Source organism: Streptomyces sp. NPDC050610 (assembly GCF_040654875.1).
In the GTDB taxonomy this organism is placed as follows: domain Bacteria; phylum Actinomycetota; class Actinomycetes; order Streptomycetales; family Streptomycetaceae; genus Streptomyces.
This window is the reverse complement of record NZ_JBFAIV010000014.1, coordinates 173,981-193,597: the sequence shown is the minus strand read 5'-3', so window position 1 is coordinate 193,597 and position 19,617 is coordinate 173,981. Positions and strand designations below refer to the sequence as shown.

Below are 19,617 nucleotides of genomic sequence, written 5' to 3'. Positions count from 1 at the left end.
TCCGCAGTCTCGTCATACGCGGCGGGCGGGTGGACGGCACCGGATACAGGGCGGCGTGCGACGCCTGCGCCCGGCGCCCGTCGAGGGGGCTTCGTGACCGGCTCTGCCGGTGGGCAGCGGTCAGGCGGCACGGCCGTACCGGCCCGACGCACGGCCGCGCGTCGGGCCGGGGACCGCCCGCAGCGCGGCCCACAGCAACTGCGCCGTGTCGAGGGCGCAGTAGGTATTCAGCTCGGCAGGCAGCGCCCAGACGTAGTGGTCGAATGGCGGCGGCCCGCCCGAGGAGGACCGGCGGGGCAGTCTGATGACGGACGCCCCGCGCAGCGGCCCGACCAGGTAGACGTGGGAGGGCCCGTCGACCAGGAGCGCCCCGACTTTCCCCTTCGCGACGCGCAGTCCGGTCTGCTCGCGAACGACGCGGGCCAGTACCTGCTGCACCGACTCCCCCGCGCGGACCGGGCTGCCGGGGGCCTCGTACCAGCGCGGATCACCGTCACGGCGGTGCGTGCGGCGCACCAGCAGTATCGCCCCGCGCGCACTGAGCAGCAGGCCCTGGCACCTGCTCGTTGCGGTCTCGGCTCTCTCGTCGTGCACAGCGCCTCCAGACAGAACGGAAAGGGCATGGCAAGGAATGGAGCAGGGACAGAGACCGCCCGCGATCCCCACCAGCGCGGGCGGCCCCGCCCCGGTAACGACCAGGGCGGTCAAGGGCCGGTAGCGGCTGCCCCGTTGTGACGGGGTGGGAGACGGGGCAGCCGTCGCGGTCGGGGGCTCCCGAGGCCCCGGACCACATCCCGTCCACGCGAACCGGCGCGGGTCACACGCCCCGCGGGACGGACCGGCGACCGTGCCACGGAGCCCGGACTGGGGCTGGCTCCGGTCGTGACGACGGCCGGTCTAAGAACCGCCCGTACCTATCGGCACACGCGGCCAAGCAAAAGATGACGCTGTCCACGGGGGTGGGCCCCGATGAGTGCCCGCACGGAACGATCCATCCCGTGCGACCGTCAACGCCGGCGCTCGCCCTGCGTCAGGAGGAAGACCGTGCTGCCCCCCGAGGAACGCCACCAGCATCAGGAACCAGATCACTCACGCCAGCCGGTAACGGCGTGCAGCATCAGCGGCTCCAGATCGCAGACCTTCGCGCCCCACCCAGGCCCCTGGCCGCACGGCGGCCGCAGGTACGCCTCGTCCAGCGCGTAGGTGCCGGGCTCGGCCACCACGACCGCGTCCCGACCGACCTTCGTGTCGTATACCAGGTCATTGGCCTCGGGCACGTAGGAACTGGCAGTAGCCGTAGACGGGTGGTCGAGGCCACCGTCTTCGGGATCGTTTGCCTCGGGCGGGTACGAGGCATCTACTCGGGTACTTGGACGGGCAGTCTTCTGGCGGCTCGGCCTGCGTGTGGCCTTGGCGAGAGATCTGGCCATAGTGGTAGCACCTCCTCGAAAGCGGCTATGTGGATTTCGGGGCGTGAGGCGGGCTCGTCGGTTGGACAAGCGCATGCGACACCCTTCCGAGTTGGTCTCAGCGAACCCTCTTCGAGCTGGGGTGGTTGAGGAATAACGTCGTGCTGATGAGCCAACCGTGAATCGCTGACCGCAGATACCCCAGCGCGATCTGGGATGTGGGTAACGCGGGTAAAGATCGTTTCTGACAGGGAGCGCACTATGGCGCGTGCACGCAACGTCCAGCTGGAGGCCGTAGTACGTGAGCTGGGCTGGCCGCAGGAGCGTCTGGCTGCTCATTTCCGACGGACAGCCGCGGAGAACCACGCCAGTGAACTGACCTCCGTTACCCGTTCGCACATCAATCAGTGGATCAGGGGTAGCCGCCCTGGCGGCCGGGCGCCGTCTATCTTGTGTGAGACGCTCTCGCGAGGGCTGGGGCGTGTTGTCACGCTCACCGAGATCGGACTTGGTCCGGAGGAGGGCTCGCCGACGGTTCTTGGCTGGGACGTGGATACGGTCGCCGCATTGGCTGATCTCGGAGGGACGGACATGGATCGTCGGCGGATGCTGGCGAACTCGGCCTACTCGCTGGCTGGTTCCGCTCTACCCACAGATCGATGGTGGGACGAGGCTCTCCAGCGGGCACGAGTTCGGTCTTCGCTCTCTCAGTTCACCGTGACGGATGCACACGTCGAAAGTGTCCGTGAGGCCATGACCTTCTTCTCTCGACGGGATCAGCGCCTTGGCGGCCGGGCAGGACACGCAGCACTGATCGCCTACCTGAAGACGGACGTCGCAGACTACGTATCGGGGCGTTTCCCCTCCGAGCGCGTACGGCGTGATCTGATGTCTGCTGCCGGCGAACTGGTGTACCTCGCCGGATGGATGGCCTTCGATTCCCTGGAACATGCCGCAGCACAGAAAGCTTTCACCTTGGCGGTGAAGCTCGCTGCCGAAGCTGAGGACGCCCCGTTGGCTGGGCACATCATGCGCGCCATGGCTCACCAGTGTGTCGACCTCGGGCGCCCTGACCGAGCCCTGGCTTTTGCCGCCGGTTCCCTGGAACGAGGCCGGTACGCTCTCGCTAGCCCACGGGAGAAAGCCCTGCTAGGCGTCGTCCACGCCCGAGCACTCGCCGTGGCGGGACGAGCGAAGGACGCTCGGGCGGCATTGCGTGGCGCTGAGGACGACCTCAGCGACGCGGGTTCGGCGGAGTCGGGCGAACCCACCAGGGTCTTCTTCTTCGGAGAAGCCAGCCTCGCTCACGAGATGGCGTGTACTTTGCGGGATCTTGGGGACCTTAAGGGCGCTGAGGTGGAGTTCAAACGCAGCGTACGTACACGTCGGGTTCAGCCCTTCGCACGCACCCACTCGGTCACCCTCGGATACCTCGGGGATGTCCAAGTTCGACAAGGCCAGCTCGACGCTGCTTGCGCGACTTGGTCGCAGGGCTTGGATGTAATGACCGGCGTTCAGTCCGGTCGAGCTCGGGAGACAGTCGTACAGATGCGTCGCGCGCTCTCCCCGGTCCGGGGTCGTGGCGGCTCCCTAGCCGCTGAACTCGACGAACGGGCCCGCGCTGTACTCCGCCGCGTAGGGTGACTGTGCCGTGTCATCTATAGCCCAGAGCGGGATGCGCGACGGCGACCGTTTGAGTCGGGAAGAGCGGGAGAATCAATGCCTGATGTTTTCGAGGTCCGATCGATTGCCACTGTAGTGGGCGGGCATACCAGTCCTGGCGATGACTTCCAGGGCGGCGTCGAGTCGATCATCCGCCTCCACAGCCATTTTCCTCTTGAGACTCTTCAAGGGTTGGGCGATTTCTCCCATTTGCAGGTAGTTTGGCGCTTTCATCTGGCTTCACCTGACGACGTTGCGCTCCATGCTCGCAGTCCCCGCAACAACCCAGCCTGGCCTTCGACCGGCACGTTCGCCCACCGGAATCACCGTCGTCCCAATCAACTTGCTATCTCGCACCCGCGTCTACTGCGCATCGACGGCAGGGACCTTCACGTGACGGACCTGGATGCCGTTGAGGGAACGCCAGTGATTGACATCAGCCCGTGGTTCGTTGAGATGGGCCCCCGAGGAGAGACCCTGCAGCCCAGTTGGCCCACCGAAATGTTGGAACACTATTGGCAGGGCCCGCCCAAGGGGTGAGTGCGCCGAAGTGAGGCGGTCTACCTCCGAGGGCTGTGGGGTCCCACACTGATCATCGTTGCCCGATGTGAGGGAGGTTCCGGTGGAGAAGCTGACTCCGAGGCCGTGGGGGGTGTCGCGGATGCGGCCCTTCCCGACGACGGCTGTGCTGGCCGCGGCCACGGTCGTACTGGATCCGCAGAGCCAGATGGGCAGGTGGGTCGGGCCGGACGGCCGGGGCGTGCCGGTCCTGGAGCGGCACAAGCGGAGCGAGACGTCCGTGGAGACGAAGACGAAGACCTCGCTGGACGGCACTCCGGATGAGGGAAGCGACCAGGACGGGGACAACGATTGACCGCCCCGTCACCGGTCCTCGTCGTCACGCAGCTCGATGACGCGACGGCGGATGTCGTGATCGCGGAGCTGTGCAGGCGGGAGGTGCCGGTCGTCCGGCTGGACCCGGCGGATTTCCCGGACTCCGTCAGCGTGACGGTGCGCGTGGACGGCGGCGGACTCGTCGGCGAGGTGCGGACGGCGACCCGTGCCACGGCGCTGGAGGGCGTGCGATCGGTGTACTGGCGCAGACCGCGGCCGTATGCCGCGCCCGCGGGGCTGGATACGCAGGATGCCCGCTGGTGTGCGGAGCAGGCCCGCTACGGGCTCGGCGGCATCCTGGCCGCGCTGCCGGGCGCGCATTATGTGAACCATCCCTGGCGCAACCGGGCCGCCGAGCATAAGCCGGCCCAACTGGTGGCGGCGGCCCGGTGCGGGCTGCGGGTACCACCGACGCTCCTGACCAACGAGGTCGAACAGGCACGGCGGTTCGCGGCCGAGTACGGGCCGGTGGTCTACAAGCCGCTGTACAACAGCGACTACGCCGACGACCGGGGGCAGAGCCTGACGGTATGGGTCGAGGAGGTCGACCCGGAGGACCTGGACGCCGGCGTCGGCCAGACGATGCACCTGTTCCAGCAACGGGTGGACAAGGTCGCCGACATCCGGCTCACAGCCGTCGGCGACCGGCTCTTCGCCGTACGGATCGACGGCTCTCCGGGCCTGGACTGGCGCCGTTACTACGACGACCTCTCCTACACCCCCCTCGACACCCCGCCCGACGTGGCCAAGGCCGTGCACGACTACCTGACGACGTTCCACCTGACCTACGGGGCATTCGACTTCGGGCTCGACGCCGCTGGCAGGTGGCACTGGTACGAATGCAACCCGAACGGCCAATTCGCCTGGCTCCCCGTCGCCGACCAGATTGCCGCAGCCCTCGCCGACCAGCTCCAATACCCCGACCGGGACCGCCGATGACCACCAGCACCGCCCTGCGCCACGGCCTCGCCGACGAACTCGACGGGCAAGGCCAACTCCCTGCCCCCGCGTGGCGATCGGCCGTCGAAGCGGTGCCCCGCGAACTCTTTCTGGACGACGCCGTCTTCCGCCCCGACGGCACCCGATGGGAGCCGGTGCGCCGCGAGCAGCTGGGCGACGAAGCATGGCTGCGCATGGTGTACGCGGACACCACGTGGGTGACTCAGGTCGACGGCGTCGGCGCCGCGGACGCCTCCGGCCCGCTGGCCGGACGGCCCACCTCCTCCAGCACCCTGCCCTCCCTCGTCCTGCGGATGCCGCACCTCGCCGCCATCGGCGATGGCGAGAAGGTCTTGGAGATCGGCACCGGCACCGGCTACTCCACCGCCCTCCTGTGCCACCGGCTCGGCGACCAGAACGTGACCTCCGTTGAGCACGACCAGGACGTGGCCGCAGCGGCGGCCCGGCACCTGCGTGCCGCCGGTCACGCCCCGCACCTCGTCACCGGCGACGGCCTGCGCGGGCACCAGGCCGGCGCCGACTACGATGCCATCATCGCCACCTGCGCCGTGCGCACCATTCCGCCGTCATGGCTGTGGCAGCTGCGCGACGGCGGCAGCATCACCACCACCCTCAGCGGCTGGATGCTCGCCTCGGGCCTGATCCGCCTCGCCCTCGACGACGAAGGGATTGCCCGAGGCCGCTTCACCGGCGACACGGTCTCGTACATGCTCGCTCGCCCCCACGAACGCCCGCCCCGCCCCACCTTCTACCCCCACCCCGGCACCACCCGCCACACCCGGACGAGCCCAGACCTGCTGGAGGACTGGACGGGACACTTCGTCGCCCAACTGGCCGCCCCTACAGCCGAACTGGTACGCACCGGCAACGGCGTCGCCCTGCTGGACGTGGCGACCGGCTCCCAGGCGTGGACCGAACCCGCCGACGGCGGCGGCTGGACGGTGCACCAGGACGGCCCGGCCAACCTGTGGGACCAGGTCGAGAACGCGCTCGCCCTCTGGCAGCAGGCGGGCACCCCCGATCAGCGGGCGTTCGGCATGACCGTCACCGAGTGGGACCAGACCGTGTGGCTCGGCGACCCCGACGGCCCGCACTGGCGCCTGCCGACCTGACGGACAGCAGCTTGCTCCGCTCCGCGAGCCGTCTGCCCGACCGTCCGTTGCCAGGCGCTCGTCGCCAGCGCCACCGCCCGCTTCAAGCCCGACAAGGGCACGAACCAGAAGATCGGCGGCATGCACGCCGGCCCGCAACTGCGCCGCTCCAGGACCACTGAGGTCCTGTCCCTGGACGGCGTACCCGGCGGCACCATGGGCTCCTTCGTCCCGGCCATCAGCGCCGCAGCGGTCACCTATGACCCGATCACGTGGAACATCGACCCGAACCTCAACCTCCTCAACCAGGCCCCGGACCGCTTCCACCTGAACGACATCGTCTTCGATACCGACAACACGCCGCACAACGCGGTCACCAGCAAACTCGCCGACTGGATCCTCAACCACCTCCTCACCTGACCCGCCCCTCCGGCCCACCAGAGACCGCCCAGCCCGAGTGAGAGCCCACGCGGCACTTCATTGGCCGTCCAGACGGGCAACCTGGAACCCGTGCGCGGCCTGTTCTGGCGCCCAGCCCCCAGCAGTGACCCAACCGATGTCATCTGGGTCCACTACGGCTTCACTGACACCGGCATGTAGATCGCCCCCCAACAAGGCCGATGGGTAGTTCTGTTGACCAACAAGCTCTGCTGCACCCGCGATCGGCAGCTCCTGACCGATGTCCGCAACGCCTTCCGGGCGCTCTCCTTCGCTTGAAGCATTCAGTGCCCGAGGTAGTGCAGACCGCCCTCTTACGCAGACCCAGCACAGATCAGTCTTGCGGCGGTGGTACGCCTCTTCCATGTCCATGCGCCGAGTACGGAAGTTCGTCAGGATGCCGATAGAGCCGCGCCAGACGCCACGCCACATCGAAGGAAAGATCATCACGCCGACCCTGGCGTAACCGATATGTCCACCAAGTCGTCCGCGGGTCCAAGAACCAGCGTGTGATCGTCAGTTTCACTCAGGCAGTCTGACATTGAGGTGGAGTCGAATTCAGGCCGAAATCAGCCACTCCCTCACGGCGACTTCCCCGAGCACATACGCTGCCGAGAAGTGCAACGGTGGACCAGTCGGGTGCGAACGCATGCGCTAGTTGGGAACAGGGGGGCAATCTTGACGACGCCGACGGAACTCGTCGCCATGGCCAGTGGAGCTGTAGCTGGCACCATGGGAACCGATCTATATCAGTACGCGCGAACTCGCATCATCGGACTGATTCGGCACCGCAAGGCCACGCCTGAGCAGGAAGCCACCGTATTGGCGCAGCTGGACGCCCTGGAAGAGGCTACGGCAGCCACCGATCCAGAACAGCGATCAACGGTTTCAATGAGCATGACCGCGCCCATCGCTCGCTTACTCCGAGACTTCACAGATCCGGATGACCCACTCCCCCTGGAAGAGCTAGTTCAAGCCATCCGCAGCCATGGCGATTCATCTAAGCAGCCACTCTTTAACCGGCAGACGGTTACAGGAAACATTGCACTCGGCGGCATTTACACCGCAGGCGGAGACAACAACATGGGGGGTGCCCGTTGATGCCTCAAGATGAAAACGAAACGACGGAAGTGCCCCGACCTTCCCAAGATGTACATGACAACACCATCTATGGGCCACAGTACAACGCCCTTCGCGACAACAACGTCACCAATTACTTGACGGGCGCGAGGCACTTACGTCCACGCCCTGTGGATCCGCTCCGCGAGATGCCGGGTAAGCATTACGTCAGGCCCGACGGTTTCGACGATGCGCTAAGGGCCATGCGCCCCGCTCACGGGAGTGGCTCTCCCGTGCACGTCGTGGTCCTACTCGCACCAGAAGCCCACGGTCGCCGGTCTGCGGCCCTGCAACTGCTGGCCTCCGTGCCGAAGGTGCAGGGCCGCGTGTTCGAGTTGCTGCCTGACTGGGAGGAACCCGATGAGTCTTGCCTTCCGAGAGAGCGGAATGCCGGCTACCTACTGAACCTTCGCGGTCTTGTCGACCCCCTGCCGAACACTTTCTACAGCGATCTCAGCACCTACGCTGCTGCAGCCCGTGGCGAAGGCCGGTATCTGGTGATCACTGCGGCAGAACGAGTGTGGACCAGGACCCACACCGCTGGATCACATGCCGGAATCGCGGTAATTCCAATCGGTCGCCCTAATGCTATCGAGATCACCAAGAAAGCTCTCGATAGCCAAGAGGAAACCGAGGGCCGCGGGGCCTGGCTCCATGAAGAAGGCAGCGTCTTCCGTGACCTGCTGCCCGACAAAGCGCCACCGGCCGATGCTGTTCACCTCGCAAGAGTCATCGGCAAAGCCACAGGTATCAAGGACGATACAGTCCTCGACGAGTACCGCGGTTGGCAAGATCTACTGACCAAATGGTTCGGCGGAACCGATGCGCAGGAGCCCCCGAAGAGGGCGATCAGAATCTCAACAGCATTCCTCGATTGCGCGCCTGCATCTGTGGTGCTGAATTGTGCAGATCTCCTGCTCAAACATCCGAAGATCGACTGGCCTGCCGATAAGGGCGGGCTCTTGGCCGGGCCGGACGCCGCGACTCGCCTGGAGCAGGCTCATGTGGATTTCCGCTCTACGGATGGAACGGCGTCCCTTGAGAAGGAACGTCCGGGTCTCGGCAAGGCCACGCTCCAGTACCTGTGGCTCCGCCGGGAACAACTGGTACCGGTGCTGCGGCAATGGCTTCAGGACATCAGCGCGGCCAACGGGCCCGCGAATGATCATCTCGCTTGTCTAGCGACCGCCCTCACAGGACTTGCCGAAACAGCTGGCGTCGGCACGGTATTCGATCTTGTAGAGAAATGGCTGGATTCAAACAAGAAGGAAGATCGGCAGTTGGCGGCCGATCTTCTGAGCGAGCTCGCTGCACATCCCTCACTCGGCGCCCAGACGCGTAAGAAACTCGCGGGTTGGGCCAGGGGGAAGTCCTTGCCGGTGCGGCAGCGCGCGGTAGCTCAGGCATGCGGTGGCTCCTTCGGCCGGACGTTCACGAGCGAGGCGCTCACTCGATTGCGCTACGTGCTGGAGACCCCAGGCGCCCCCTTTGTCCAGCCTGAGGCCATCGCCACCCTGCGAAGTCTTGCAGCAGAGCCCGAACTGAGCTTGCAGGTCGTTGACACGCTGGCCAGTTGGTGCAGCACCGTTCAGACAGGGGCAGCGACCTTCCTGGCTTTGTTCGGCCTCTCGGTAGCAGACAACCGATCAAGCGATCTCGCATTGGTTAAGCGGTTGTTGGAGGCTGAAGGAGCACGAGGAGAGGCTCTGCGTGCCCGGCTTACGGACGGGTGGCGGGACCTCTTCGAGTCCGACGAGAAGGAGACCGGGCAGGCGCTTCTCCGTTGGAGGCGTGCTGCCGAATCTGGGGAGCTACCTACGGCTGAGGTGGTCGACCTCATCATCGCGCTAGCCGATGTGCGGAGCAGCCCCCTGAACCATCCGATCAAGCAGGTAATTACGCCTGCGGGCACACTCCACGACCAGCTCGTCGACCGCTTCCTTGAGCGGGTGCTCCAATCGGTGGATCCTGCACCTGTGTCAACGGCTCCTGACTCGGACGAGCAGCGGGAGCGCGGCACGGCGGGCGACGATAATGAGCTTCCGATGTGAGAATGCGCGTTTGGCCCCGATGTCTCCCTCGAAGCTCCAGATGGCACAGCCAGCGCGTGCCACGTCCCTCACTGGTCGCCCAAGTGGAAAGTGCGGATCCTGGTTTGTACTTCCAGGTCGTTGTCCACTATTCGTGGAGGCTCACCCCTGACAGCGAAAAGCCACTGCTACACCCGGACGCAGTGGCGCGCTCACTCCTGTACGACGCGGTCACCGCTGTGGCAGGCAAGTACCGCGTCCGCCAAGCATCGAGTGCATCAGACGCCATGAATCGGATACTTGCCGATCCGGTGAGGGAAGACAGCCGTCTTCTCGTCGAGGGTGAGGCACGGGTACGTGTCCCAAGAAGTGTCAGAGCAGCAGCAAAGGTAAGGGCTCGCGAGGAGGAGCGACTTCGGCTGGCACAACATCGTGAGACGGTTCGCTTGGGGCTGCTCACCGAGAGGCTCGTGGACCCTCGTTTGGGGCCGGTTTGGTGGGTGGATAGATACGCCGATCTACAGTTCGCCGCAGGAGACCCGGAAGCCAAGGTGACCTCTGTACTGGCAGCTCTGCAGGCCCTACAGCAAACGATCCGCGCGGCGGAGTCCGAATCCCTGCCCGAAGAGAGGGTCAGGATTCGGCGGAAGCTAGATGAGCTCTTCCACAGTTTCGACGATCCGCAGACCTTCACGCTAGCGATGCAGGTCGTTGACCGGGCCATCCAGTCAATCGGTCTCAACCTCTCCCTGCCCAAGAACGCTGCGGCGGATGCTGATCCACGTGACCGGGAAGAACAGGACGGTGGAGTGGGGTGAGGTATCTACCAGCGCCGTTACAGCGATCAATGCCCGGGGGACTCCAGGGCGCAGGGGCCGCAGTGATGATTCCGCAGGTCCTGGCAATCCTCCATGTCACCTTCGACGGCGCGCAGCGCGGTAAAGCCTCCGGCCTCTACGGAGGTGTCCTCGCGGTCGGCTCCGTCCCAGGGCCAGTCCTGGGCGACGCGCTCACCGGGGCCTACCTGTTTGGCCGACTGAACCAAACGCCCGGTATGGCGCTGACCAGCTTTACAAGCACACACTGGTCAGCGCTTTGTTCGTCTACGGGCTCGCTCTAGGCCGCCGCCGTCGCCATCCAGCTCCAGCGCACCCGGATCACGCAATGGGCGCAGAGCGCTCGGCGGCCGGCGTTTCGCCGCGCACGGGGCACCGCTGATGCGCGATCGGCGTGCCGTCGGCACTGCGGGCCTTCGTCTCGAGTCGCGGAAGGCATACGGGGTACTCGTTGGCTGCCTGCCTCACCGTGATCCGCTTCTGTCACGTCGCTGATCAGAGCCTGTAAACCAGACGTGGACCACGTGTCAGGAGCCTGGCGGAGCCTAGGCTAGCTTGCGCTCGATCACGTCGCACACCTTATCAGTCGCCTGCTCGTCGAATCCTGAGGGCACCAGTTGGAAGCGATGCAGCTGAGGCCGCTGGCCGTCCTGAAAGCCAGCAATCTTGCCGCCCTCGAAGTATCGCTCGGGGTCCTCCTCGACCTCCACGAGGCCGAAGCGATTAAGCATGCGGTGAGCTTCGTAGGCGTCTTTTCCTAGTCCGAACTGGAGCAAGCGGATGTCGCTTGCTGCGAAGACCGGCTGATGGCCGAACCGAGCATGCAGCCACGCGATCATCAGCAAGAACGCGAGTTCACTGTCTTCCAGGAGATGGATCCAGCCCTTGGTGAACAGTCCAGCCGGAAGGGTGAGCAGGAGATCCCCCCCATCCTGCCCGGGAACTGTGTAGCGATCCGAATTCTCCCCACCGCCGTACGGTGTGCCCTGTTCATGCAGCAGTAGGAACCCCTCGTACTTGCCCACAGCCTTCGAAGCATTCGGCAGATAGACGAGTTGCACCTCGGGGCTGGCGAGGCGGCCCAAGGCATGTTGGAGCTGGCGTGCCTTCTTGTCCCGAATACTTGCGTAGGTTTTCACGCCACCCCCTCGAACAGCAGGCGTGGCGAAGAGATCAACCCAGCTGACCGTGTCTTGATCGTTGAGAGGCAGCGTGTTCGTGGGGCGCTCGCCGGAGGTGCGGGACTGCGCAACGAATGTCGCAGTAAGGAAGGTCTTCAAAGCGATGCCCCGTGGCGACGCCAGCCGGGTGGCCGGTGGCCGTTGCTCCAATGGAGGCAGAAGACGGTCGGAGGCATCTCCCGACACCTCAGCTGAGTCTTGGCGGAAGACGAAGCCGCTGCGAAGCACCAGCTGCTTGCCCGTCCTGACCTCCGCGAAGCGCGTGGACGCTCGGTTGGCTTCAGCGGTGATCTTTTGAAGCTTGGCGTAGCGCGCATGGAACCGCTTGAGCTCGCTCGCCGATAGGGGAAGCAGGTCGAACGAGTTGACCACCAGCTTGAACCCCTTGTTCTGAACCTCTTAACCCGCCTGTAAGTGCTCCGCAGCTAGCTGTTTATACATAGTAACAGGCGGGTTAAGCCGTGTTCGTAGTGCACTCGCCTCTGCGAGGAGAGCGCAGGCATTGTGAGAGTCGCAGCCCAAGAGGGTAGCCGGATCAGCACCGTTGAGGCCCGCGGACTCCCGGGCACCAGCCGGGAGCCACCACAAGCGGCGCTCCGATCCTCAGCCGGACAGCAGAGTAGGAGATACGCCTTTGCCGAGCGTACGCAGTAGTAGCAGATTAAACGAAGTGGAGCGACAGCCAGAGCGCCTTCCGCTGCGATGGGCCGTGATCATCGCAGTCGCAGGTGCAGCGTCGATTCCTGCCGCAGCAGTAGGCGGACTGCCCGCCGCCATTCCCACGTTCATCATGATTGCTGGAGCACTTCACGTGATGATCGCGTAGCGCCATGCCCTCGCGGATGGCTGGAGTATGCACTTCAGTCATCCGCGAGGCGCTGACGCCGTCGTGGCCTACTTCGAATGCAGAGGGCACGTTCGATGTGTAAGCACTCCTTCTGGGACTGCGACTCCAAACCCTGACCAGGGTGTCACCCTCCCCCGACGCGTAACGGTGTCCGAACGGGCCCTCCTGCCGCCCCGACGCGCATGGCGGCGGCGGGCGACACCCTGGCCAGACAGCTGAAATGCGTGCGCGATGCGTGAGCGGATCGTCGGGCATCAGCCAAGATGGCCAGGATCAAGGACCGTCCCCAGGCGGCGCTGACCTGCAAGGACAGCACTGTCCGGTACTCACGAACACTCCCGATCACGAATCCGATCCCGCTCCTAAAGCGGGTGTCGCAGGTTCGAATCCTGCCGGGGGCACACAGGTCAGAGCCCCTCTGTTATTCGAACAGAGGGGCTTCGACGTAGATCGAAGTCCGCATAGAGTCCACATCCCCGCGTTATTGGGCTGGACCAAAGGCGCAAGCAGCGCAAAGTGCCGTACACGAGACAGGCTGGCGCGCCTCCCCACACGCACCTGATGCGCATCTCTCACAACCTGTGGTGCTCCGACGGGGATGCCGGCCCACAGAGCAAGGCCGCCGCCGTACATGCCGGCGGGGCCCAAGCGTTTGACGGCGCAAACTGGCGGACACGCATACGCCGTTGTGCCGCTGGGCAGCCCCTCACGGCCGCCGCCGGGGGGCGAGGCGACCGTGAGGGCCGTACGGAGGGCCGCCGGTGGGAGCGGGAATGGCCACCGGCGGCCCAGTCAGTGGGCTCCTACGGGCCGTGTTCGGCAGCGGGCGCCTGCAACTGGGCGGCGCGTGCGCACAAGGGGTGGGCGTAGTCGCGGTACGCGGTCGGCCCCCGAGGAACGAGAGCCAGCTGGTATTCGTCCGGCCACACGGCCCGCTCGCACACCGCGCAGCGATGCGCCGGCGGGCCGATGATCAGGGTGGCGATTTCGAGTCCGGTGTTGAGGGCGAGGGCGTCGGTGAGGTAGCCGCGGGGGTTGCCGGGCCAGAAGTCGGGGCGGCCCCAGTGAGGGCCCGGCCCTGTGGTCTGGTCGGCGTGGGGTACCTGGATGGCGTCGTCGTGGCCGGTGCGCACAGTTGCGTACCTGCTGATGCGTTCCCAGGCCCAGCGGTCCGGTTCGGTGCTTCCGCACGGCACGAGCCACAGCAGGCACTCGTCGGCGGGGCAGATGATGTGCGCGGTGTCGACGAAGCCGGCGGACCGTATCCAGGGAGCCACGGTGCCCGGTGCCTGCACGACGTCCCACGAGCGGCCGACCTGCATCGTCGACAGCCCGTCCCCAGGGGGTGGGAACCACTCGCTCACGACGTGCCCCCGGTGCGATTCCGGTGGGTGGCGGGGCGGGAGCGTACGGCGTCGTCGACAGCTGTGCGCAGGGCGTCGGTGGCGGTGAGTCGTAGCCAGGGGCATGGGGTCTCGGGGAGGACCCAGAGTTGGTCGCCGTTGTACGTGCCGGGCGTGGAGGCGGTGATCGGGCAGTTGGGAGGCAGCACCTTCACGTGTTCGACGTCGGCGAGTTCCTGGCCGCGGCCTGTCTCTACGAGCCACCAGGCGGTGGACTGCGTGCCGCACAGCAGGTACGGGCCGACGTGCCGGCCGCGGTAGGCGAGGTAGGTCGCGGTCAGGCTGGAGAGTGCGAGCGGCATTTCGATGGTGTCCCAGACGGGGCCGCTGATGAGGGTGGCGGTCTGGCCCTGGGCCCAGAATGCGCGGACGGCGCGGGGCTGGAGGGAGGAGGCGGCCAGCCAGTGCGCCATCGACGGGTAACACAGGCCTGTTGCGTGGCGGGTGGTGTTCATGGGCGGTCCTGGGGGTGTTGGTAGGGGCGGCTCTTCGCGATGCGGACGGCGTCGTCGAGTGCCCGGAACGCGCTCGTGATGGGCATCAGGACCTCGTCCGGCAGCAGGGCCTGGTGCGCGAAGACGGCGGCCCGGGCCTCGTCGAGGGCCCGTTTGCACATAGCGAGCTGCAACATCTCCATGGCTTCTCCGAAGCCGGGACTGATCTCAAGGGAGGGGCGCGGCGGGTGCCCGGCATCGGGGTGGTTCACGACTCGGCTCCCTCGTCGTCGGCGTCTGCTCCCGCTGCGATCAGGGCACGCACTGCGGACGGCGGGCTCAGGGGGCCGTCAGGCGGGATGATCCAGTGGGCCCGCGGGCCCTCGCAGGCGCGGGGTGCGGGCAGGCCCATGTAGTGGGCTTCGTGGTCGGTGGTGGTGACGCACTCCGCTGCCGCGTCCCAGCTGGCGGCGGTGCCGGGCGGTACGAGGACGACGTAGGTTTCGCCGACGAGGGCGACGGGCCCGGTGACGCCGAGGCAGTGCAGCATCGCCCGTACCCGCCCGCGGTCGCTGCCGGCAGCGACCGCGTGCACCAGCGGGGCGGGCAACTTCACCGCCTCCCAGGCCGGGCCGACGAGGAACAGGGCCACGCCGACGGTCCACCACCCGTCCTCGGCCGCATGCGCGGCGTCGTTGGAGTGGGTCAAGAACCTTGCCGCGGTGTGATCCTGTCTCAGGGAGACCATCAGAAGCCCTCTCGTCGCGTGCACCGCGCACGACTCGCTGCGTGTGTGGTCCGCCAAGGGTGACGTCTAACTAACGCCCCCTTCGAGGGCTTTGAGAGGACATCAAAAGGACTTCTTCAGGGCTTCTATAGCCCAGGGAGAGTGATGGCCGCCCCCAATGGGGACGTGCTGTGAGACGGTCGGAGGACTTGTTCTGACGCGGAGGTGTGCGGTGGTCCGGCCTGTGGGAAACAGGATGCTCAAGGTCGCGAGGGTGGCTGCCGGCTATGCCTCCCAGCAGGCTTTGTCTGATGCCATCGAGACAGCGGCTCCGAGGCTGGGGCTTCGCGTGACGGTAGGCGTACGGCAGGTGCGGCGCTGGGAGTCCTCCGCCCCGCCATGGCCGAGCCCGGAACTTGGGCGCGTCCTCACACACCTCCTCGGCCTAGAGCTGGAAGATCTCGGCTTCACGCCGCCGTGGGCAACCGGCGAACATCCCTCCCCCACGCGGCGCACAGTCATCGCGGGGTCAGTCGCCGCCGCGGGACTGGCCGCCGTGCCCACCGGCTCGGCGTCCGCCGTTCAACCTGCCAGCGTCGGGGTGGACTTCGGCGCGGTGACCCGCTCCCACCGTCGCCTGTACTGGAGCGTCGCCCCCCGCCGTGCTCCACCCCGCCGTGCTGGAACACACGCGCCTCGGCTGCGCGCTGCTCCCCGAAACGACGAACGCATGCCGGCGCAGCGTGGCTTCGGCTCTTGCAGAGTCGTATCTGCTGGCCGGGCGCATCGAGTTCTTCGACCTCCGCCAGCCCGATCAGGCCAGTGACACCCTTCTCCGCGGGCTACAGGCTGCGGGCGAGGCAGACGATCCGCTGCTCGGCGCGGCGATCCTCGCGCACATGGCGTTCATCCCCGGCTGGGTTGGGCAGCGCGACCAGGCCGCGGAGAGGATGGTCGCCGCCCGCACCTACGCGCGCAGGGCTCCCGCGTCGGCCGAGGTGTGGGCGTGGCTGGATGCCGTTGAGGCGGAATGCGAGACCCGGTGCGGAAGTACGCGCACTGCGTTGCACCTCATAGGGCACGCCGAAGATGTCCTCGAAGCGAGTCCCGAGAACTCCACATCCACACCCGTGTGGATGGACTGGTTCAGTCCCGTGCGGCTGGCCGCGTTCAAGGGCAACACCCAACTGAAGGCGGGACACCTGCCGCAGGCGCGGACCACCCTGCTCGGCGTACTTGAGGACCTGCCGCGCACGGAGGATAAGCAGCGCTCCGTGATCCTCGGCGATCTCGCCGCGGTCGAGGCCGCCGACGGAAGGCCGGAAGCGGCATGCGAGTACGCGGTCCGCGCTCTCGATCAGCTCGCGATCACGTGGTACGCCACGGGCATGGACCGGGTACGGGAGGTGCGGCGCGCCCTCGCCCAGTGGCAGCACACACAGTGCGTCCGCGACCTCGACGATCGGCTGTACGGGTGGGAGACGACGGTCAGCGCTCTGCGTTGAACTTCGCGACCTTCTCGGACAGCTCGCTGAGCGAGTCAATACGCATGGTCGTGATGCTGTCCGCTTCGGGGTCGTGCTGCTGGATCGTGCCCCACGGACCGCGCCGGATAAGGGCGGTCGCCATTCCCGCGGCGACGGCCGGGCGGATGTCGTTGTCGAGACGGTCGCCCACGTACAAGATCTCTTCGGAGGCGAACGGCACCACCTCGGCAACGCGCACGAAGAACTCCGGGTCCGGCTTCGAGGCACCCCAGTCGTCCGACGTGCCAATGAGGTCGACGTCGCCGGTGAACAGCTCGCGGAGGATGCCGCCGGCGCGTACGGTCTGGTTGCCCGCGATCCCGAGCCAGAGACCATCGGCACGCAGCTGCGCGAGGGCCGTCCGTACGTCGGAGTAGAGGTCCTCCTCGCCGAAGTGCTCCGGCTTTCCGGCCGCCGCGCGCTTCTCGCGCTCTGCGTACAGGTCGAAGCCGGGGCGGAATTCCTGGAAGGTCTCGCGGTAGTCACGGCCTCGGGCGATGACGGCGCCGAACATGGCGGCGAAGGTGTGGCGCGGGACACCGAGCCAATCGGCCCACGTGCCGTACTCGCGGGTCTCGTCGACCAGGCACTCACCGACATCGAATACGACAGCGCGAATCATGCGGGCAGCGTAAGGCACTGCGAGGGCGCGGGGGAAACTTCTGCCCGGCTATGTCATGGCATGGCCACCAACCCCCGAACTCAGCCCTGATGTCGGTATCGTGCGCGAGCTCAGTACACACGCACCCGTGGGGGGGGGAACCACATGCACCACGCACGCCCGGCCGCCGCCGTCTTGCCAGCCGCGGCCTGCCTGCTCACCGCCTGCTCCTCGTCCAACGCACCCCCCGCGAGACCAGCGCGAAGGCACGGCGCGACTGCCTTGCAACGCCGATGACAGCGGTTCGCTCCGCTCCCGCGCGGGGCCGGCCCGGACCTCCGGGCGCTGCTCCTGTTCCCGCCCCGCTCCAACTCAGCCCATCGGGTCGCGCGGCAGCGGCGAGCGTCCTGGCCGCTGAGGGGAGCATGCCGTCAAGACCGCGAAACCGTTCACCTGGACCGCGACCGCCGACGAGGTCCTCGCAAAGGTCAGGCTCATCGCGACCAACGTGAAGATACTCGTCAATAACAACTCGAAGTGACATGAACAGGACCACGAGACACTAGGGGTCCTGTACCCCTACACGGTCGGGCACAGTGCTTCCGCGCCACTGCGCGAGGCTCGCCATAGGATCCGTGGCCTGCTGGCCAGTTGACGAGAGGGGAAGCGGCGTGACCACCATCGCTGTGACCGGGCACATGGACTTGACAGCTGCCACCGCAGAGGCGGTTCGAACCGCGCTGCGGCGACTCCTCGAGGCATACCCCGCCGGCTCCCTGGTGGGTGTCTCCTGCATCGCGCGGGGTTCCGACAGCCTGTTCGCCGACGCGGTCCTGCAAGCCGGAGGCCGATTGGTCGTGGTGCTCCCTTCCCGGGACTATCGGGAGTCGAAGGTGAAGCCGGACCATGCGGACCTCTTCGACCGGCTCCTCGCGGCTGCGGATGAGGTCTTGGTCATGCCGTACGACTCGGCGAATCGCGACGCCTACGAAGCAGCCAACCGGCAGGTACTCGCCCGTGCGGAACGCCTTGTCGCCGTGTGGGACGGTACGCCGCCCGGCGGAAAAGGCGGGGGCACCGCCGATGTCGTCGTGGAGGCTCGGGAGATGGGTCTCCCTGTCGATGTGGTGTGGCCGACGGGCGCCTCCCGCGAGAGCAGGAAAGACCACGGAACACACTCCTGACGGTGATCTGTCCCTACGAGGGCGCCCGAGACGTCGGGGAACGGGTCCTGGGCGGGTACCTGCGCGATGTCGCTTCGGCGCGCTTTCCGAAGCCGGGAGTCCTGTCCCCTTGGGCAGGCTGAGCTGCGCTGAGCAGCCGGGATGACAATTGTCATGCGCGGTCCGTGACGGTGGATCACTACCCGTGGCGGGCGCGGGGCGGAAGCCTGGTGGGCATGGGAACGACACAGGCGGTGGTGGCGGCCGAGGGGCTGCGGTATCGGTATGGGGAGACGGTCGCGCTGGATGGGGTGGATCTGCGGGTGGGGCCGGGAGAGTGTGTGGCGTTGCTCGGGCCCAATGGGGCCGGGAAGTCGACGCTCGTGACGATCGCGGTCGGGCTGCGGACTCCGCAGGAGGGGACCGTGCGGGTACTCGACGGTGATCCGCGGCGGGCGGCTACTCGGCGGCGGCTGGGGGTGGCGCAGCAGACGCTGGGGTTTCCCAATACGTTGACGGTGAGCGAGCTGGTCACCGGGGCCGCCGTTCGTGGTGGGCTGCGGGCCGCGGCGGCCGGGCCGGTGTTGGCGGAGCTGGGGTTGGACGAGTTGGCGCGGCGGCGGGTGTCGAAGCTCTCCGGTGGGCAGAAGCAGCGCGTGCAGTTGGCGATGGCGCTGGTCACCGAGCCGGCGCTGCTGGTTCTGGACGAGCCCACGGCCGGTCTGGACACGTCGGCCCGGCGGCATTTCTGGCGGATTCTGGCGCGGCGGCGGGAGCAGGGGACCGCCGTGCTGGTGACCACGCATCTGATCGAGGAGTCGGCCGAGGTCGCGGATCGCGTCGTGGTGCTCGACCGCGGCCGGGTGCTGGCGGACGCCCCGCCGGAGGACCTGGTTTCGCGGTTGCCCGATCGTACGGTGACCGCCCGGACCCGCCTCGGCCGCGGTGAACTGGAGCGGCTGCCGGGCGTGCTGTCCGTGACCCCCGAGCACGACCACGGCCTGGTGAGGATCCAGACGCGTTCGCCCGAGGAGTTGCTGCGCGTCCTGCTCGACCGGGACCCGGAGCTGTCGGAGTTGCGGGTGCGGGACGCGGGCCTGGAGGAAGCCGTGTTCGCGTTGACCGACGGATCGGAAGGATCGGAAGGATCGGAAGAGGTGGCCGCATGAGCACGGTCACGGGCCGCTCGGACGGCGGACGGACCGGAAGAGCGTGGCGGCATGGGCACGGCCACGGACTGCGCGGAAGAGGTGGCCGCATGAACGCCATGGCGGACGGACCGGAAGAGGTAGTGGC

Annotated in this window: 18 protein-coding genes and 2 pseudogenes; 12 read left to right on the top strand and 8 right to left on the bottom strand. The window is 66.9% G+C overall.

The features are described 5' to 3' along the window. Positions 1–120: 120 nt before the first annotated feature. Complete coding sequence (locus tag AB0I22_RS19430; protein WP_363132031.1) at positions 121–594, bottom strand: NUDIX domain-containing protein; 474 nt, start codon at positions 592–594, stop codon at positions 121–123. Positions 595–1,085: 491 nt separating this feature from the next. Continuing rightward, entirely contained in the window at positions 1,086–1,277 is a 192-nt protein-coding gene (locus AB0I22_RS19425) for a hypothetical protein (protein WP_363132030.1), read from the bottom strand. 1,851 nt (positions 1,278–3,128) lie between these two features. Here AB0I22_RS19425 and AB0I22_RS19420 point away from each other — a divergent pair. From AB0I22_RS19420 to AB0I22_RS19380, 9 genes and pseudogenes are all read left to right on the top strand, one after another. Beyond that, positions 3,129–3,611: an SAM-dependent methyltransferase gene (locus tag AB0I22_RS19420; RefSeq protein WP_363132029.1), complete on the top strand. Its 483-nt coding sequence runs from the start codon at positions 3,129–3,131 to the stop codon at positions 3,609–3,611. A 121-nt stretch (positions 3,612–3,732) separates the two neighbouring features. Beyond that, positions 3,733–3,945 carry a putative ATP-grasp-modified RiPP gene (tgmA, locus tag AB0I22_RS19415; RefSeq protein ID WP_363132049.1) on the top strand — a complete coding sequence of 71 codons (213 nt, stop codon included), beginning with the start codon at positions 3,733–3,735 and terminating at the stop codon, positions 3,943–3,945. Next, positions 3,942–4,904, top strand: coding sequence for an ATP-grasp ribosomal peptide maturase (tgmB, locus tag AB0I22_RS19410; protein WP_363132028.1), 963 nt, complete (start codon positions 3,942–3,944; stop codon positions 4,902–4,904). Before tgmA ends, tgmB begins: the two co-directional genes overlap by 4 nt. Further along, positions 4,901–6,037: an ATP-grasp peptide maturase system methyltransferase gene (gene tgmC, locus AB0I22_RS19405; protein ID WP_363132027.1), complete on the top strand. Its 1,137-nt coding sequence runs from the start codon at positions 4,901–4,903 to the stop codon at positions 6,035–6,037. The genes tgmB and tgmC overlap by 4 nt, the downstream gene beginning before the upstream one ends. Before the next feature lie 120 nt (positions 6,038–6,157). Next, positions 6,158–6,436 (top strand): hypothetical protein, encoded by a 279-nt coding sequence (locus tag AB0I22_RS19400; protein ID WP_363132026.1) that lies wholly within the window; start codon positions 6,158–6,160, stop codon positions 6,434–6,436. A gap of 57 nt (positions 6,437–6,493) precedes the next feature. Further along, positions 6,494–6,733: pseudogene (locus AB0I22_RS19395) on the top strand (serine hydrolase); the annotation flags it as partial. Positions 6,734–7,132: 399 nt separating this feature from the next. Further along, positions 7,133–7,555 carry a hypothetical protein gene (locus AB0I22_RS19390; RefSeq protein ID WP_363132025.1) on the top strand — a complete coding sequence of 141 codons (423 nt, stop codon included), beginning with the start codon at positions 7,133–7,135 and terminating at the stop codon, positions 7,553–7,555. A gap of 251 nt (positions 7,556–7,806) precedes the next feature. Continuing rightward, positions 7,807–9,624 (top strand): hypothetical protein, encoded by a 1,818-nt coding sequence (locus AB0I22_RS19385; protein WP_363132024.1) that lies wholly within the window; start codon positions 7,807–7,809, stop codon positions 9,622–9,624. 104 nt (positions 9,625–9,728) lie between these two features. Beyond that, a complete protein-coding gene (locus AB0I22_RS19380) occupies positions 9,729–10,421 on the top strand; it encodes a hypothetical protein (RefSeq protein ID WP_363132023.1) in 693 nt (230 codons plus the stop codon). Between the two features lie 563 nt (positions 10,422–10,984). Here the strand turns inward: AB0I22_RS19380 and AB0I22_RS19375 are convergent. From AB0I22_RS19375 to AB0I22_RS19355, 5 genes are all read right to left on the bottom strand, one after another. Beyond that, on the bottom strand, positions 10,985–11,992 hold the full coding sequence (locus tag AB0I22_RS19375) for a hypothetical protein (RefSeq protein ID WP_363132022.1): 1,008 nt from the start codon (positions 11,990–11,992) through the stop codon (positions 10,985–10,987). Between the two features lie 1,278 nt (positions 11,993–13,270). After that, positions 13,271–13,831: a hypothetical protein gene (locus AB0I22_RS19370; protein ID WP_363132021.1), complete on the bottom strand. Its 561-nt coding sequence runs from the start codon at positions 13,829–13,831 to the stop codon at positions 13,271–13,273. Beyond that, entirely contained in the window at positions 13,828–14,325 is a 498-nt protein-coding gene (locus AB0I22_RS19365; protein WP_363132020.1) for a hypothetical protein, read from the bottom strand. The genes AB0I22_RS19370 and AB0I22_RS19365 overlap by 4 nt, the downstream gene beginning before the upstream one ends. Then, positions 14,322–14,576 (bottom strand): hypothetical protein, encoded by a 255-nt coding sequence (locus AB0I22_RS19360; RefSeq protein WP_363132019.1) that lies wholly within the window; start codon positions 14,574–14,576, stop codon positions 14,322–14,324. The genes AB0I22_RS19365 and AB0I22_RS19360 overlap by 4 nt, the downstream gene beginning before the upstream one ends. After that, the gene (locus AB0I22_RS19355; RefSeq protein ID WP_363132018.1) at positions 14,573–15,013 is read right to left on the bottom strand and encodes a hypothetical protein; all 441 of its coding nucleotides are present in this window, start codon (positions 15,011–15,013) and stop codon (positions 14,573–14,575) included. The genes AB0I22_RS19360 and AB0I22_RS19355 overlap by 4 nt, the downstream gene beginning before the upstream one ends. 250 nt (positions 15,014–15,263) lie before the next feature. On the opposite strand from AB0I22_RS19355, the pseudogene AB0I22_RS19350 reads away from it, so the two are divergent. Then, positions 15,264–16,536, top strand: a pseudogene (locus AB0I22_RS19350) (transcriptional regulator). On the opposite strand, the gene AB0I22_RS19345 reads toward AB0I22_RS19350, so the two are convergent. Then, on the bottom strand, positions 16,520–17,179 hold the full coding sequence (locus tag AB0I22_RS19345) for an HAD family hydrolase (RefSeq protein ID WP_363132017.1): 660 nt from the start codon (positions 17,177–17,179) through the stop codon (positions 16,520–16,522). The pseudogene AB0I22_RS19350 and the gene AB0I22_RS19345 overlap by 17 nt on opposite strands. A gap of 650 nt (positions 17,180–17,829) precedes the next feature. Between AB0I22_RS19345 and AB0I22_RS19340 the strand changes: the two genes are divergently transcribed. Then, the gene (locus AB0I22_RS19340) at positions 17,830–18,342 is read left to right on the top strand and encodes a hypothetical protein (RefSeq protein WP_363132016.1); all 513 of its coding nucleotides are present in this window, start codon (positions 17,830–17,832) and stop codon (positions 18,340–18,342) included. Positions 18,343–18,557: 215 nt separating this feature from the next. Further along, positions 18,558–19,490: an ABC transporter ATP-binding protein gene (locus AB0I22_RS19335; RefSeq protein WP_363132015.1), complete on the top strand. Its 933-nt coding sequence runs from the start codon at positions 18,558–18,560 to the stop codon at positions 19,488–19,490. The last annotated feature ends 127 nt before the right edge of the window (positions 19,491–19,617 follow it).